The sequence below is a fragment of the Oligoflexus sp. genome, from assembly GCF_035712445.1.
Taxonomy (GTDB): Bacteria; Bdellovibrionota_B; Oligoflexia; order Oligoflexales; family Oligoflexaceae; genus Oligoflexus.
Genome location: NZ_DASTAT010000059.1, coordinates 1 through 14,431, shown reverse-complemented (window position 1 = coordinate 14,431; position 14,431 = coordinate 1). Strand labels below are relative to the sequence as shown.

Annotated in this window: 14 protein-coding genes; 5 read left to right on the top strand and 9 right to left on the bottom strand. The window is 54.1% G+C overall.

Annotated elements, in window-relative coordinates; genetic code table 11:
- Nucleotides 1-38: 38 nt before the first annotated feature.
- Nucleotides 39-1,280 carry a TCR/Tet family MFS transporter gene (locus tag VFO10_RS12045; protein ID WP_325140390.1) on the top strand — a complete coding sequence of 414 codons (1,242 nt, stop codon included), beginning with the start codon at nucleotides 39-41 and terminating at the stop codon, nucleotides 1,278-1,280.
- A 445-nt stretch (nucleotides 1,281-1,725) separates the two neighbouring features.
- Complete coding sequence (locus VFO10_RS12040) at nucleotides 1,726-3,417, top strand: 3'-5' exonuclease (protein WP_325140388.1); 1,692 nt, start codon at nucleotides 1,726-1,728, stop codon at nucleotides 3,415-3,417.
- On the opposite strand, the gene VFO10_RS12035 is transcribed toward VFO10_RS12040, so the two are convergent.
- Nucleotides 3,412-3,762 carry a response regulator gene (locus tag VFO10_RS12035; RefSeq protein ID WP_325140386.1) on the bottom strand — a complete coding sequence of 117 codons (351 nt, stop codon included), beginning with the start codon at nucleotides 3,760-3,762 and terminating at the stop codon, nucleotides 3,412-3,414. The genes VFO10_RS12040 and VFO10_RS12035 overlap by 6 nt on opposite strands.
- A gap of 364 nt (nucleotides 3,763-4,126) precedes the next feature.
- Here VFO10_RS12035 and VFO10_RS12030 point away from each other — a divergent pair, with 364 nt between their 5' ends.
- Nucleotides 4,127-4,639 carry an energy transducer TonB gene (locus VFO10_RS12030; RefSeq protein WP_325140384.1) on the top strand — a complete coding sequence of 171 codons (513 nt, stop codon included), beginning with the start codon at nucleotides 4,127-4,129 and terminating at the stop codon, nucleotides 4,637-4,639.
- A gap of 72 nt (nucleotides 4,640-4,711) precedes the next feature.
- Here VFO10_RS12030 and VFO10_RS12025 read toward each other — a convergent pair whose 3' ends face one another.
- From VFO10_RS12025 to VFO10_RS12010, 4 genes are read right to left on the bottom strand one after another with little or no spacing between them, the layout of a single operon-like run.
- Nucleotides 4,712-5,677, bottom strand: coding sequence for an SDR family NAD(P)-dependent oxidoreductase (locus VFO10_RS12025; RefSeq protein WP_325140383.1), 966 nt, complete (start codon nucleotides 5,675-5,677; stop codon nucleotides 4,712-4,714).
- 9 nt (nucleotides 5,678-5,686) lie between these two features.
- Nucleotides 5,687-5,965, bottom strand: coding sequence for a hypothetical protein (locus VFO10_RS12020; RefSeq protein WP_325140381.1), 279 nt, complete (start codon nucleotides 5,963-5,965; stop codon nucleotides 5,687-5,689).
- A complete protein-coding gene (locus VFO10_RS31425) occupies nucleotides 5,895-6,851 on the bottom strand; it encodes an alginate export family protein (RefSeq protein ID WP_414697026.1) in 957 nt (318 codons plus the stop codon). The genes VFO10_RS12020 and VFO10_RS31425 overlap by 71 nt, the downstream gene beginning before the upstream one ends.
- Before the next feature lie 45 nt (nucleotides 6,852-6,896).
- Nucleotides 6,897-8,318, bottom strand: coding sequence for an MFS transporter (locus VFO10_RS12010; RefSeq protein WP_325140377.1), 1,422 nt, complete (start codon nucleotides 8,316-8,318; stop codon nucleotides 6,897-6,899).
- A gap of 263 nt (nucleotides 8,319-8,581) precedes the next feature.
- On the opposite strand from VFO10_RS12010, the gene VFO10_RS12005 reads away from it, so the two are divergent.
- The gene (locus tag VFO10_RS12005; RefSeq protein WP_349259365.1) at nucleotides 8,582-9,490 is read left to right on the top strand and encodes a LysR family transcriptional regulator; all 909 of its coding nucleotides are present in this window, start codon (nucleotides 8,582-8,584) and stop codon (nucleotides 9,488-9,490) included.
- Here VFO10_RS12005 and VFO10_RS12000 read toward each other — a convergent pair.
- Together VFO10_RS12000 and VFO10_RS11995 are read right to left on the bottom strand one after the other, a co-directional pair.
- Nucleotides 9,381-10,094, bottom strand: coding sequence for a DUF2306 domain-containing protein (locus tag VFO10_RS12000; protein WP_325140373.1), 714 nt, complete (start codon nucleotides 10,092-10,094; stop codon nucleotides 9,381-9,383). The two genes, VFO10_RS12005 and VFO10_RS12000, sit on opposite strands and share 110 nt — an antisense overlap.
- Nucleotides 10,095-10,268: 174 nt before the next feature.
- The gene (locus VFO10_RS11995; RefSeq protein ID WP_325140372.1) at nucleotides 10,269-11,714 is read right to left on the bottom strand and encodes a hypothetical protein; all 1,446 of its coding nucleotides are present in this window, start codon (nucleotides 11,712-11,714) and stop codon (nucleotides 10,269-10,271) included.
- 213 nt (nucleotides 11,715-11,927) lie between these two features.
- Here VFO10_RS11995 and VFO10_RS11990 point away from each other — a divergent pair, with 213 nt between their 5' ends.
- The gene (locus tag VFO10_RS11990) at nucleotides 11,928-12,968 is read left to right on the top strand and encodes a M48 family metalloprotease (RefSeq protein WP_325140370.1); all 1,041 of its coding nucleotides are present in this window, start codon (nucleotides 11,928-11,930) and stop codon (nucleotides 12,966-12,968) included.
- Here the strand turns inward: VFO10_RS11990 and VFO10_RS11985 are convergent.
- Together VFO10_RS11985 and VFO10_RS11980 are read right to left on the bottom strand one after the other, a co-directional pair.
- Complete coding sequence (locus tag VFO10_RS11985) at nucleotides 12,950-13,882, bottom strand: BPSS1187 family protein (protein ID WP_325140368.1); 933 nt, start codon at nucleotides 13,880-13,882, stop codon at nucleotides 12,950-12,952. The genes VFO10_RS11990 and VFO10_RS11985 overlap by 19 nt on opposite strands.
- Before the next feature lie 97 nt (nucleotides 13,883-13,979).
- Complete coding sequence (locus tag VFO10_RS11980; RefSeq protein WP_325140366.1) at nucleotides 13,980-14,408, bottom strand: hypothetical protein; 429 nt, start codon at nucleotides 14,406-14,408, stop codon at nucleotides 13,980-13,982.
- Nucleotides 14,409-14,431 lie beyond the last annotated feature (23 nt).

Sequence of the window (14,431 nt, the reverse complement as noted above, 5' to 3'; positions counted from 1 at the left end):
TGAGAATTCGGTAAGATTCTCTCGGCACAGGATGTATCATGACCGCAAGCAGCAGCCAGGGACGCGTTCGCTTTATATTCTTCACAATACTTCTGGATGCCATGGGCATCGGGATTCTGATACCGGTGATGCCGGATATTTTTCGTCGTTTCAGTTTGGATGCGACCGATGTCAGCCGTTACTTCGGTCTTTTCATCGGCGTCTATGCTCTCATGCAGTTTCTTGCAGCGCCTATCCTAGGTGGATTCGCCGATCGATATGGCCGTCGCCGCATACTATTGATTTCGCTCTTGGGCGCAGGTCTTGATTATCTGATCATGGCCTTTGCCCCGAACCTCACGCTGCTTTTTATCGGGCGCGTGATCTCGGGACTGACAGGCGCAAGCATGACAGTCGCGTCCTCTTACATGGCCGACATCAGTGATGACAGCAATCGTTCCGCCAACTTTGGAATGATCGGCGCGGCCTGGGGCCTTGGTTTTATCACTGGCCCCATGATAGGCGGAGCCATTGGTTCCCTGGGCCCGACAGCTCCTTTTATTGCCGCCGCGGTTTTGAATATCGCCAACTTTTTATTCGGCCTTTTCGTGCTGCCTGAATCGCTTCCCGAATCCATGCGCAGACCTTTGGAATGGAGACGCTTGAATCCGTTCGCGGCGCTCGTGAAGATTTTAAAACCTTCACCCATCCTGCTTTTGCTCTGGATTTATTTCGTGAGCTTCGTCGCGGGTCAGGTGCATCCTGTGAACTGGACTCTCTATACGGAAATGAAATTCGGCTGGACCGCATGGGAGGTTGGACTTTCCTTGTCGTTCGTCGGCGTGGTCTTTGCCATTTCGCAGGCGCTGTTGCCGCGCTACGTGATTCCGCGGCTTGGCGAGCCGCGCTCGCTGACTGTGGGCCTTGTGCTCTATGCTCTGACCTTTGCCGCCTATGCTCTCGCTTCGCAGGGCTGGATGATGTATGCGATCACCGCGGCCTCGTGCCTTGCGGGAATCACGATGCCTGCGCTGCAGTCCCTAATCACACGGGGCGTGCCCATGAATGAGCAGGGTGAACTGCAGGGCACTCTGGTGTCGCTCGGCAGCCTTGCCAGCATCCTCGCGCCGCTCTTTTACACGGAACTTTTTGTGCGCTTCACGGCCGCCGACGCACCTCTTTATTTTCCCGGCGCAGCCTATGCGGGCGCAGCCATCGTCTGTGTCGTGGCCCTGGCGCTTGATCTGATCGCGCGACCACGTTCAGAGGTTGCGTCTCCAGCTGCGGGCGTGAACGAGTGAGGCCAGCATTGCGACCGTCATGCCGGCCACCCAGATTCCGGCCGTGACAATTTTCCAGTGTTTCTTTGTTTCCATGCAATCCCAAGCAGTCTGTAAGTTATGACGTAGATTCCCCGGCCAAAGTGGTTTGTTCGGGGCAAGACCAGGACGGTCCGAACAGTTTTTTACTGCATGCTCCATCCTACACAGCTTAGGGCTCCGCATGGAATAGGGCAGGTACGGCACAGCCTCTCTTGCGGGGCGGCCTCTTCGCCCTGAAAAATGCACCCAGGACGGCGTCTAACTGCTTTTCTTTACTGCTTGTTTCCTCATTTTCTGTTACATACAAAAGTCTCGCCCAGTCGATGAGGACAGGTGCGCCTGCCTATCATTCAGTCGTAGCCCTCTTCATCCGAGGGCGACGTTGTTGTATGGTTGTGAATCGAATTGCTGAGCACGGGTGCTTATGACTTTTATTCAGCCGAAACCCAATGCGGGTTCCTCTTTGAAATCCGAATCCGATTCGGCTGAGGGCAATCCGCCCTCGAATCACGGCCCGAGGTCCGGTAAATCCAATAAGGAAATTCCAGCCAAGGGCAAGACGCGGCATCTTCAGGCCTGTCTGAACGAAGGCACCTATATCGTTTTCGATATCGAAACGACCGGCGGCAATCCTGAGAAAAATGGCATTACCGAAATTTTCGCCCTGCGTTATCACAAGGGGCAGATCATTGATACCTTCTACAGCATGGTCAATCCCGGAGTCTCGATTCCGCCGATCGTGAGGCGGATGACGGGAATCACCAATAAAATGGTGCGGGATGCGCCCCCGATCAAGGCGATCATGCCGGAATTCATCCGCTTCATCGCTGATGATATCCTGGTCGCGCACAACACCATCGGTGATATGAAATTCATTCGCTACTTTGCCCAGCATGACTGCAATCATGAAGTGACCAATTACTTCATGTGCACGCATCTGCTCGTGGAAAAGATGGCGCCGAATGCCCCTGATAAATCCCTGCGTGGGCTCGGTGATTTCTTCAAGCTGCCGACCGATGCCCAGCTGCACCGCGCGGAAGCCGACACTTATTTGACCCTGGAGCTTTTCAAGGTTCTTTTGCAGAAGCTGGAAGACAAGGGCATCAAGTCGATCGCCGATGCCATTCGCTTTCAGGGGGATTTTGAATCCGGCACGCGCCTCGGTTGGGGTGTGAAGGCGGAAACCCTGGCGAATCTGCCCGAAGGCGAGGGTGTTTTTTATCTTTACGATTTCAGCGGCCACGTGACTTTTCTTTCCAGTGCGCACAGCATCGGGCGGGAAGTGAAGCGTCTGCAGAAACTGAATGCTCTGCCGAAGCAGCTTCTGCGTGCGGTTCTTTCGAGTTCGGATATTCGGGTCGAGGAAACGCCGACCGCGTTTGCCGCCGCACTACTGGAAGCCCAGAGTCTTGTGCGGCACCGCATTCGTTTCGATCCTGCCAACTGGCATCAAAGGACCGCGAATTTCATTTATATCGTCAAGGACGAGGACGCTTTCCGCTTGACCACGGGGCCTTTGGTGGCGGATGTGGTCAGCTTTCTGGGGCCCATCCGCGGCGGCAAGGATATCACAACGCTTCTCGATCACCTGGCGCGCGTTCTGAATCGCAAACCTGCGAAAAAGGGTCTGCAGATCCTGCCCGAGGAATGGCCTTTGGTGGATGCTTTTTTCCGGCGTAAACGGCTGGTGCCGAGTCTGAAGGAAAAATTCCTGTCGTTCTTCCCGCGCTTCGAAGAGAAGCACCGGCACCTGCAGAAGATTCGCGATCAGCTGTCGGAAATTGCGATTCCCGAGGACCTTTATGGAGCCAACATCTGCTCCGGGATCCTGGCCGTCGCCGTGGAAGATCGCTGGCACCTTTACTGCGTTGCCGTCGGTCGTCTTCAGTCTGAATTCAGCGTGCAGGGCGATCTGGTGCAGGGACTGAAGAAGAATGATCTGAATATTCGCGTCTATCGACAGCTCAAGGACGCGCTGCGGGAAATCAGTTCCGTGCGCCAGCCTTTGACTTATGGCGACGCGATTCTTTTGAATCGCATGTTCTGGTGGGCTTTCTTTGGAGAGCGCCATGAGAATGTGCGGGTTATGACCTTGGATGCGCTGGCCCGATTATAAGGGCCGGGCATGGCTGTCGATAAACTCCATGACCTGCCGCACGCTGAAGGGCTTTTCCAGGAATACGTCACAGCCCGCGTCCAGGGCTTCCTGCTTCCAGCTCACCATGCCTGAGAACGCCAGAACCGGGATTCCCCGGCCACGGGCATGATGGATAACATCCACCACCGAGACATCCGGCAGGCACATATCCAAAAGAAGCAGGTCCGGGCTCGCCTGGTCCAGCAGATTATTGATTCCAAGGAAGGATCCGGGCCGAATGACCTGAAGACCCCGCTTTTTCAGAAGCGATTCAAGGACTTCCACGCTTTCCTGATCATCATCGCAAAGAAGAACCTTGGTCATGGTCTGTCCTGAATTCGGTTGGGCGAAATGCTTTTCCCATTATACGCGAAAAACCGTAAGGGGAAAAAAGGGGGAAATTAGGACGTCGAAGAGGGCGGGGAAAGAGGCCTTATCCCACGAAAAGGACGAGATAAAGAGGCATAGAGACACAAGGTTCCCAAAAAAACGCAGGTCCCCCTCAAGAATCGGCAGAATTTGCCGACACGATGGCTGCACAGTTTCCCTGGAAAGGGGATTGTCGTGGGGATCAGGATGTTAGAGGAGAAAGCCATGTTTGGAATCAATCCTGCCCTGATTGCAAAGTGATCCTTGGAATCCATTAATGTCCGCTTTGCGGGGACTCGCGTCCTCGGGGGAAGGAATCATGAGATACGTGATAAGCGGTCTCGTTGGATTCGTTGTGACGCTTGTGATCAGTCTGCCGGTGCAGCATCTCATGCAGATCAAGGAAGCCCGAGCCTCTTCGTTAGGAAATGCCAAATTCAAAGCCCGAGCCGGCGCTCGTGCGATGAATGAGCTGTTGGTGGACGTTCCACCTTTGGCGGGTGGCACGGACCCAAAAGAACCGCGCATCAAGTTTATGCCGCAGTATCCCAGCGAAGCCGCAGAATTGCAGCTGGAAGGGTTTGTGGTGCTGAGCTTCAATGTTGGACCGGACGGATCGGTTCAAAACCTGAAGGTGGTTGAATCCGAACCTCCGCAGGTGTTTGACAAGGCCGCGAAACGGGCGGTTTCCCGCTGGAACTTCCGCCCGGCGCCTCCTGGAAAAGATGGTAAAGACGTAGCTTCCAACTTAGAGAATGAACAGAAGCTGCGACTGAACTTTAATCTTAAGAAGGCCCTCGCTTCTGAAGATTCCTCCGCTCCAAGCCTCTGATGGTGACGGGCAGGTTCCCGCTGTGGGCCGTGTCCGTTCCACCTGGACGCCAACGAAAATTTTTCGTAGCGATTAACCCATCCATTCATTAAGCGTAGCCTGAGAAAATTCCCTCGAAATAAAGTCGATGGACAGGTCCCATAACCGCAGCGCGTTACCCTTATCCAAGGAGTAGGGGGCAACACTCCTGGTCATTTCCCCTGGATTGTCGGGTTTCCGATCAACCAGCTGAGCTTCATTCGAATCATTAAAATATTTGCCGCCAACACCTTCAACGAGTGGTGACGTAGAGACGAATAGGGATGTCGCAGCCCCTTGAGCAACGGTTTTATGGAGATCAGGGGGTGATCGCAGGGCATTTCCCACGTGTCGCTGCAGGTTCGTTGCGATAGCGCCTGGATTGAGAGCATTCGCGTAGATGCCGTACCTGCTCCACCTTTCAGTCGCGCCTACTGCAAATAAGTTGACAGCCGATTTGGATTGGCCATAAGCAGCGAAAGCTTCATAGGGACGAAACATGAAGTTAATATCATCAAATACGACCGGAGAAAATAAATGCCCGGTAGAACTAACGCAGACAATGCGCGCCCCGCCGGCATCAATCATAAATTTTTTCAGGCCGTTCGCGAGAAGAAAATGTCCCAAGTGATTCGTAGCAAACTGCAACTCGATCCCGCTCGCTGTACGCGCTTCCGGTGAAGCCATCACACCTGCATTGTGGATCAGTAAATGAAGCGGCTTATCCCACCTGGCCACAAAATTCTTTATGGTGTCGAACTTCGCTAGATCCAGATAGTGAAAGTCTATTTTCTGATTCCGAGTTTGCTTCTTCATGGTATCGACGATTGCCGCGGCGGAATCCAGGTTACGCATAAGCAAGGTGACTTCAGCGCCTCGAAGAGCCAGCACTCGGGCAGTTTCCACGCCGATCCCCGAGCCAGCTCCAGTAACGATCGCTACCTTGCCATGAAGGTCCACCCCTTCAGATACATCCTCAGCCGTTGAGTGGAAATTAAACTCTGAAGTTATAATAGCCATAGTCATCTCCTATTTTTCGATACGACAGCAAACCCGGACACAGATACCCATTTTTTTTCTGAAATCTGCTGGTGAACACCGTTCGTCTTTCCAGGAGAGGCCACATAGATAAAGAGTTTCAGCTATTTCTTTAGGCGAACAAATAGCTTCTTTCTTCAACTCCTTGCTCTCAGTCAAGGCGCGTACTATTTTTAATTTAAAAGAAGCTTTGTACTTATTAATCTCGTCCCGCAAAAGCATGTTTCCAGTTTCGATAATGTCCAAGCCTTCGGGAGAAAATGTCGCCATGTGCCGCCCAAACCAATGCTCCATGGCACCTAGGATCTTGCCATCCCTCCTGGGAAAGAGTCAGACTTTGAGTTGCAAAGACTCCCCAGGCCTGAACTCGGCGGGACATGAACGTCCCCTTCTGAAGGGCGAGGGTCCAATCGAATCGAAGGTCATCATGTCGGCCCCAAGTCCTTATTCCCAAGGTATGGCGCTCATCCAGGCCAAGGTTTTTCCCTGATCGGAATTGAGGATTTTCACTTTGAATATAGAAGGGATCCACAAGGATATCCGCTTCACCCTCGGGCGAGATGATGAAGCTGGCATTCAGTCCGCTTATCCTTTCGTCTTTATCCATTCTTTCGTCAAAGGATCCACGCTCCAGCCGCGTTATACGCAGATCGTATCCGCTGAGGCGGCAACGCGAATCGTTTGCATAGACACGCACACCATTCCAGGTGCGGTGCAGGTTGGGACCATCGCTGAGGCTTATGAGCTGTCTTGGTCCATCCGAAAATTCCTGGCGTCCGATCATGACGCCGACCAGAGCGGAACCAGTGGATCCGCGCGCTTCGATGAAAAGCTGCTGCAGGGAAGCCTCATTTTCAAAGTTTGGCGGAGCGAGGCGACGATTCCTGTCCACATGCGCGGCACCTACTTCGCTCAAGATTCTCAGGTTAGGATTCAGCCTGAGATCCGCCCCCAGGATGCCGCGGAAGAGGGACTGCCGATCATCCTGGTTTTCTTTCAAGAATCGGTTTTCGTGCGCATCATAGCGTAAGCGGACTTCGGTGCTCCAGGTCAGCGATCCTTCGCTGCCAATGGGTATGACTTTAAGATTCTCTGCCTCGGATTCCGTGGCCTTTGCGATGAGCGCACCGAAACTCAGCGGTGATCCCAGAAGCATGAGTCTAATGGCTGAACCCTTCCAACCCAACATAGCGTGTCCCTTTCATGCATTTGACAAGCGATTCTGCGAGAATCGGCGACTGACTGTGGCAATTCCCAGCGCGAGGACAATGAGGCCGCCGGCGACAGCGAAGGTGAAGTGCATGCCTTGAGCCACAGCTTCAGGATCGGCTCGCGTGAGTTCCGTGGCCTGCGAGGCCGCCGCAAAAATCGCTCCCATGGCAGATGCTCCTGTGATCAGTCCCAGATTTCGCGAGAGGCTAAGCAATCCGGATATCACCCCGCGCCGCTCGGGACGAATGCCTGTCATGATTTGCGTGTTATTCGCGGCTTGAAATAATGCATAGCTGCTTGTCATCATTGCGATGGGTACGAGATATCCTGCAATTCCGAAGGCCTGAGGCAAAAGCGAGAGTAGAAACGCTCCCGCTGCCATTCCACCCAGTCCCAGAAGAGTCATGCGCCGTGTCCCCCAGGCATCCACAATGCGACCAGCCGGCAGTCCTGTAACCGCCGCCACAAGCGGACCCGTTGAGAGTGCGAAGCCCACCCAGGCAGGCTTGAGACCAAGGGCTGATGAAAGATAGAAAGGGCCCACGACCAGAGTGGTCATCATCACGGTTGCGACCAAACCACTCATGGCAAGCCCTGCGCTTAAGCTGGAATCCTGAAACATCGTGAACTGAATCAGGGGTGAGGCTGTCTTTAATTCGTGGAACACAAAAAGCAGGGCGCCCAGAAAAGCCAGCCCGAGAAGAGTCAGGTTCAAAGGATCGAGTCGGCCGTGCCCGATGGTCATCGCAAGGGAATAAGCAGCAAGGGTTGCGGCGAGGATCAGCATTCCTGCGATGTCGAAGCCGGCGGCAGCTGCTTGGGGCTGCTTACGATCACGAGGCAGATAACGCATGATAAGGAAAAAGTTCAGAAGTCCGAGCGGAACGTTGATGAGAAAGATCGTATGCCAGCCGAATTCCGTGATCAGAATACCGCCTAATGATGGACCAAGGGTGGTGCCGAGGGCGGACATCGTTCCCAAAAGTCCCATGGCACTCCCGGTCTTTTCTTTGGAAACTGTTCCTCCCACCATGGCCAGTGTAAGAGCCATCATGGTGGCAGCACCAAGACCCTGAGCGGCGCGGGCTGCCACCAATATCCAAAGCGAAGGAGCCCATCCGCAGAGGAGCGACGCCAGCGTGAAGAGCAGGACGCCACTCAAGAGCAAGCGACGGCGTCCAATGATGTCCCCGAAACGACCGACGGACACGATCATGGTTGTGATCACAAGAAGATAGGAGAGAACGACCCATTGGACTTCCTGAAAGCTTGCATCAAAAGCTTGAGCCAGGGTGGGGAGACCTGCATTGGCAATGCTTGTTTCAAGAGAGGGCATGAGCATGCTGAGCGATAGTGTGGCAAGCGGCCAGTAGGTTGAGGGTTCTTGGGTTTGTGCTGATCTTGTTTCCATGGTTTCCTCCGTAGCCTCACGGCTGATTCAGAAGGCATTATCGGTGCATCAGAGCCATGGCGGAAGGCGCATGGGTTACACTTTATTCGTGCATGTGACGCCATGTCACGCAAATATCCCGTGTTGACATGTATCAGGAGATCAGGAATCTCAGTCTCTTGCGAAAAAAAGGCCGTTGACCTAAGCTTGCGTAAAACGCAGGGGCTGTGTTGCCACGCCTGGATGGCGAACAGGAAGGCCCCTTGGATGGCGAGGATGAAAGCGTGGCGAGGCCTGATTTGAATCTGCTGGTGACCCTTGATGTGCTGCTCGCCGAAGGTAATGTTGCGCGCGCAGCGCAACGTTTGAGGCTGAGCCCTTCCGCGATGAGTCGGGCGCTGGCAAGGTTGCGCGAGACGACGGGCGATCCCTTGCTGGTCAGGGCTGGACGTGGTCTGGTTCCCACGCCTCGGGCGCTGGAGCTGCGGGAGCGGGTGAGCCAGCTTGTTGTGGATACGGAAGCTGTTCTGCGTCCCGCCGAGAAACTTAATCTTATGAAGCTGCAGCGAACATTCACCCTGCGGACGGGGGATGGCTTCATTGAAAATTTCGGACCTGAGCTTATTTCGCGGGTGAATAAAGAGGCTCCTGGCGTCAAACTTCGTTTTCTCTTGAAGCCCGATAAGGAAATTGCCCCTTTGCGCGATGGGACTGTGGATCTGGAAACAGGTGTGGTGGACAAGACCATCGGCCCTGAGCTTCACACGCAGGCTCTTTTCCGTGACTCCTTTGTGGGAGTTGTGAGGTTGGGACATCCGTTGAGCAAGGGGGCCATGACGCCGGTTCGCTTTGCTTCGGGTCAGCACATCTTTGTTTCAAGGCGGGGCACGGATCGAGGGCAGATGGATGATGCCTTAAAAATGCTGGGTCTTGAACGGAACATAACCACGATCGTGACCGGTTTTTCGGCGGCTGTCGCTCTGGTGCGCGGCACCGAATTGATTGCCAGCGTGCCCGAGCGTCACACGAGAAACCTTAGGATGGGCGTCCACAGTTTTCCTTTACCTGTTGCGGTGCCGGATATTACCGTTTCGATGCTCTGGCATCCACGGCTTCACGCTGACCCTGCCCACCGCTGGCTTCGAGGATGCTTGCGGGATATTTGCGCGACGCCTGCAAAGAAGGCCACCTGATGATAACTTCGGCCACGATCATGTTAAGGCCCCAGCCGGCTCCCATGCTCAGTGTCCTGAAGAGTTCCGATTGCATGTCCGGCAGAAGAAACCAGGGAATGTGAGTGAGAACCTGCGTTCCGGCACCCAGGCCCAGGGCATAGGCTCGTATCATCCAGGCCTGATGCTGGGGAATATTCAGTTTTAAAATCGACTGCGTGGCAAACCACAGAAAAAGGCTCATCAGAGCGCCGACCAGCATACGCAGCGCATAAAGCGCCGAACCATCGAAGCCCACGTTCGGATAGAATTGAGCCATCCACATGCCACTCAGCGCGGTTATAAACCCGGCCGGAAGTGCGATTCGTCCCGCCAGTCGATGCCAGCGGATGTTCCGTCTTCGTAAATCAGGCGCGAATTGAAAGGCGCCGAGAACGCAGAAAATAATCGCGCCTGCGATATGGAATGTTATAGGCCAGGGAGCCTCCAAAAATCGGCTGTTTTCCGCGGTTGAAGTGCCCGTGCTGACTCGAAACAATCTGACGATCCCGGCAACGATTGGCAGCAGGGAAAGAGTTAAAAGACCCGTGCCGATGATCCAGTCCGCCTTACGATCCTTGCGCATGTGCATCGTCTCCAATGGCAGCGTTTTCCATCCCGTATGTCTTTGAGCTTATAACAGGGGAGTCATTTCCAGAAGATGCGTTCCGTGCACTTTATTCATGCGGGTGAAGGAAGAGCGTGAGGAAGGGGAGGGCGGAGAAGAGCGCTGCGCGTGGGCAGCGCCCTTTTTTTGATATCAGGGTGCAGGTTCAGCAGGAGGAGGCGGCGGCGGCACAGCTTCAAAGGTCAGCTCGGTTTCAGCTTCCGAGGCTCCGACGAAGGTATAGACCCAGGTAAGGTCTTTCAGAGTCGCTGAGCAGGCTCCGTTTGTGATGGAACCTTCACAGAGTTTGGTGGTCACAGTTCCCGAATCGCCGACATTGGTCAGGCGCTTAAAGCCTTTGAAAAGAGCAAAGTTGGTGGCTGTGCCCTGGAACAAATCGATCGTTCCGGCTTCGGTGCCGTCAGCAATTCGACGGATACCGGAGACGGGATCATAGTTCATGTAGCTGGTCGAGTATTCATTGTAGTAGCCGCGTGAGGTCACCGCGCGAATGGATTTGGATTCGTCTTCCTTCACATAGTAAAGGGTCAGGCGGGCCGAGAAACCCTGCTTTGTGCTATCATCGACGCCGGTCATATCATTGGTCGAGAGGACATAAGTCTCGCGCATGATGGTCTCGGATTCACGCGCCAGGATAGGAGCGAATTCCAAAAAGCCAGGCTTGATGGAACGGCCCAGGGTATCATCTATCTGGCCTTCCACGAAACCAGGGGGCGTGGACATGGACCCAGGGGCAGAGCCAGAGCCTTTTACGAAGTTATTGTGATCAAAAGCCAAGGCCATTTTATAGGGAACAAGGTTATCGACATCAGCCTGGGTGATTTCAAAGGGACGCTGCAGATAGAAGGTCTTGCCGCCGTTGGGCAAAAAGAAAAAACCTTCTTCCGAAGGACCCGTTGTGATGTTGCTGGCCTTGCCTGCATAGGTGACATCAAGGCCAGTTTTGCCGTTGTTATAGAAATCCGTGACGTTTTTCGTATAAAGTTTTTCGCCATTGTTCAGCTGAACTTCGGCATCCACTTTGAACGTACGATAGAAATTAACGATGACAGCCTCATAGCTGCCGATCGCGGTATCGGTATAGGTGACTTTGCCGACCAGATCTTCCAAGGATCCTTTTTTCATAAAGTCCGTCCAACCGCTGAAGTTGGAAACGGCCTCGGCGCCTGGGACGAAGGTATCGTAGTCTGAGGTGGAGCGATCTTCGCTGAAGATCGAGAACGGCCGCTCATTGCAGGCGTCGCCGCGGGATCCATCGGACACGCCGCAAAGCTCCATGTTGCTGATGCGGTATTTCAAGGATTTGATGCCTTCTGCAAGGCTATGACCGAAGATCGTCCCGGGGTCGGCTGCAAGGGCCTGCAGGGCTGCGGTCGGCGGTGGGTTGCCGAGCAGGCGTGCGTTCTTGATCAGACCAAGGCTCTCACTGTTGATGTTGAGCTGGTTGGGCAGGCTCACCGTTGTCATGGTTCCGCCTTCGTTGGATTTGGTCTTTGAATCCGACTTTGTGCAGGACCACACGCAGGCCACGGCTACGGGCATCACCCACATTCGACGCATTTTCAGAGCTTGAGGCATGGTAGATTCCTTCCAAGAGATAGACCTTTTTCTTTACCTACAGTTTAAGGATTCATTACTCTGAGAAGGAGTTGCATTTTTGCCGAGTAGATGTATGCAGATTGTATGGAAAAGCGGAAAGGAAGAGTAATGAGAATCTTTGGGATCACGAGCTTAGCTGTCGGCTGGTGCTTGATTTCGAGTTGCAAGAGCACAGGGCGGGATGAGTCTCAGTTGAAGCATATTTGGGGCGGAACGTTGCGCCCTCCCCATGCGCTTAACTGCCTGGAAATGGAGAGTTTTGATCCTTTTTTTCAAAAATATGTGCATCGGCATATCGATCGAATCGCGCTGCATAACGCTTATGTCTTCCGCGATGAACTTGACGCGACAAGATTCTGTGTCATGCCGATCGAAGCGCCTGATATAGATGCGGGTGCGTCAGCGGATGGTACCTTGATTTTCAATAGCGGCCTGATTCAGGTGGCTGATACGGATGCCCAGTTTGCTGCGGCCGTGGCCCATGAGCTGGCTCATATCACTCTTAATCACGGACGCATAGATTTCGCGGAATTCGTGCGCCTGCGTCCGGAGTATCAAGCGGAGGCGGATGGGATTGAGAGGGTAGCGCACGAGTTGGCCGAGGCGCAGAAGACGCTCGATCAATCGCTGGCTGCATGGTCTGATGACGCTCTACAGGCTTCTTTGAAAGAAACCCTGAACCTTGCAGCGATTGCGTTCCGCCAGGAGTTTAATCGAGACGTGAAGGGATTTGATGCCTGCCGCAGTCTGCAGGCCATGCAGACCGGAGATGTCAAACAGGAGAAATACCGCAACGCATGGCTTCAGTTGCGGGCTCAGCTCAATCCCGATGCTTTGGAAAAGTTGAAGCAGGTGGAAGGGGAACACTGCCGTTATCATGGAGCCGTCATTCGGCACGATTACCGGAAGCGGAGCCTTCTTTCCAATTGGATCGAGACGGAGGCCGATGAAGCCGGTTACGAATTTTTCCTGAGAGCCGGTTATCAGAAAGACGAGTATGCGAAGTTCTTTCGCAATATTGATCGTTTTTATGGAGGCGTCGAAACCAGGGCCGAGGATTGCCTTCGCGGGGAAGGGAATCATCCCAAGGACTGCTGGCGCGCTCTGCATGCTGTTCAGGAATGGGAGCGGCATCAGGATTCCATTCGTGAGCTGCCCGATCAGGGCACTCACGTCATGGTCTTCGATCAGGATCTGGCCCAGCTGATGAAGGTCTATCGTCCACAGAGGTAGCGCCAGGCTGTTTGGTAGCGCGGCGTTCCATCGCTTTCCAAAGGTGTGGCGGCATCGGACACAGAGCAGCCATGGGGATCCGCCACGCAGCGGGCGTCACTGTCTTTTGATGTCAGTTTCTGGCCGCTGGGATTCGAATAGAGGGGGATATCGGTCCCCGTTCCCATGCCGAGCTGCTGCCAGTTCAAATTCAAATACTGCACGCCACCGGGCAAAGAATCGTCATAGTGGGTAAAACCATAGTAACGATCAGAAGGCGTGGCGCTGGCCTCCTGAATCCAGCTGGCAGGTGTTGTGCCGGTCAGGTGATCCCAGGGGCCCGCGAAGAGGCACACCCGCTGCAGCTGCACTTTCTTTGCAGCCCAGGCGGCCATGCCCGCGCCTTGTGAGAAGCCACTGAAAATCATTTTGCTGTAAAGCAAGGTGTCACCGTCATGAAATTGATTCCAGCCGAGTGCTTTGAGGGCTTTCAGGAGACGATTTTGAATGCCGTCCGCTGCGCTCTGCACATAGGTGGAGCCTGCGGCACCCAGCACGCGATCGCGCCGGGCGTTAGTATAGCAGGCGTCGTCTGTGCCGCAGATGCTGCTCAGCGCTCCATTATTTTGATAGGCCAGGGCTATGGCCCTTACCCCAGTGTTGCCGATGGATTGAATCAACTTTTGAAAATTATCCGGTGAGCCATCCGACCCGGGAAAAAAGACCAGAAGAATCTGATCATCGCTGCAGGATGGAGCGCAGTCGTAATAAAGATGCTCGGCGTCCGCATGAAATTGGATGTCGGGATCTGTGCTCGATACCAGAAGGCGCGCGAGTGCAGAGGAACTCTGTGGAGAGGATGTCTCGGATTTTTTGCACGCGTTACTGAAGATGAGAAGGAAGAGGGCCAGGGCCTGGGGAAGACGCCGCATCATCACCGCTCCTAAGCAAAATACGCTGGAGCTTTGAGCTTAACGTGATCCCCCTGCCGCCGTCCAGCCCGCTCATGCATGCGGACCGCGAGCTTTTGAATCACCACCACCAGATGAACTGAAGACAGCCGCTCGTGCAGCGGAATTTTCCGGATTTCAGGCCCCAGGGATAGCCGACCTGACCATCATGAAAGCCCACCTGATCACAGGTGATGCCATCGCGGTTGTAGGCTTTACACGATTGCGCCTGGCCCAACCATGCAAGACAACCGTTCACGCAGCGGAATTTTCCGGATTGATTGCCCCATGGGTATCCCACCTGGCCTTCATAAAATCCGACATCATCGCAGCTGATGCCATCCCTATTGTATTCCCTGCAGAAGTCTTTCTGGGTCGGATGTCCACAGACTGGTGAAGCCGGTGAACCATAGCAGGTATCCACAGGAACCGGTATGACGACAGGATCGGCAGCGGCCGCGAGCGTCGTGCAGAAAAAGGCCAGGACAAGCCCGAGTGACTTAAGAAACATAATTCTCTCCTCTTTATTTGCTT

What these genes read in the sequence shown, in the direction of transcription:
- VFO10_RS12045 (WP_325140390.1), top strand. Translation starts at nt 39, where the DNA reads ATGACCGCAAGCAGCAGCCAGGGACGCGTTCGCTTTATATTCTTCACA.
- VFO10_RS12040 (WP_325140388.1), top strand. Translation starts at nt 1,726, where the DNA reads ATGACTTTTATTCAGCCGAAACCCAATGCGGGTTCCTCTTTGAAATCC.
- VFO10_RS12035 (WP_325140386.1), bottom strand. Translation starts at nt 3,762, where the DNA reads ATGACCAAGGTTCTTCTTTGCGATGATGATCAGGAAAGCGTGGAAGTC.
- VFO10_RS12030 (WP_325140384.1), top strand. Translation starts at nt 4,127, where the DNA reads ATGAGATACGTGATAAGCGGTCTCGTTGGATTCGTTGTGACGCTTGTG.
- VFO10_RS12025 (WP_325140383.1), bottom strand. Translation starts at nt 5,677, where the DNA reads ATGGCTATTATAACTTCAGAGTTTAATTTCCACTCAACGGCTGAGGAT.
- VFO10_RS12020 (WP_325140381.1), bottom strand. Translation starts at nt 5,965, where the DNA reads ATGGCGACATTTTCTCCCGAAGGCTTGGACATTATCGAAACTGGAAAC.
- VFO10_RS31425 (WP_414697026.1), bottom strand. Translation starts at nt 6,851, where the DNA reads ATGCTTCTGGGATCACCGCTGAGTTTCGGTGCGCTCATCGCAAAGGCC.
- VFO10_RS12010 (WP_325140377.1), bottom strand. Translation starts at nt 8,318, where the DNA reads ATGGAAACAAGATCAGCACAAACCCAAGAACCCTCAACCTACTGGCCG.
- VFO10_RS12000 (WP_325140373.1), bottom strand. Translation starts at nt 10,094, where the DNA reads ATGCGCAAGGATCGTAAGGCGGACTGGATCATCGGCACGGGTCTTTTA.
- VFO10_RS11995 (WP_325140372.1), bottom strand. Translation starts at nt 11,714, where the DNA reads ATGCCTCAAGCTCTGAAAATGCGTCGAATGTGGGTGATGCCCGTAGCC.
- VFO10_RS11985 (WP_325140368.1), bottom strand. Translation starts at nt 13,882, where the DNA reads ATGATGCGGCGTCTTCCCCAGGCCCTGGCCCTCTTCCTTCTCATCTTC.
- VFO10_RS11980 (WP_325140366.1), bottom strand. Translation starts at nt 14,408, where the DNA reads ATGTTTCTTAAGTCACTCGGGCTTGTCCTGGCCTTTTTCTGCACGACG.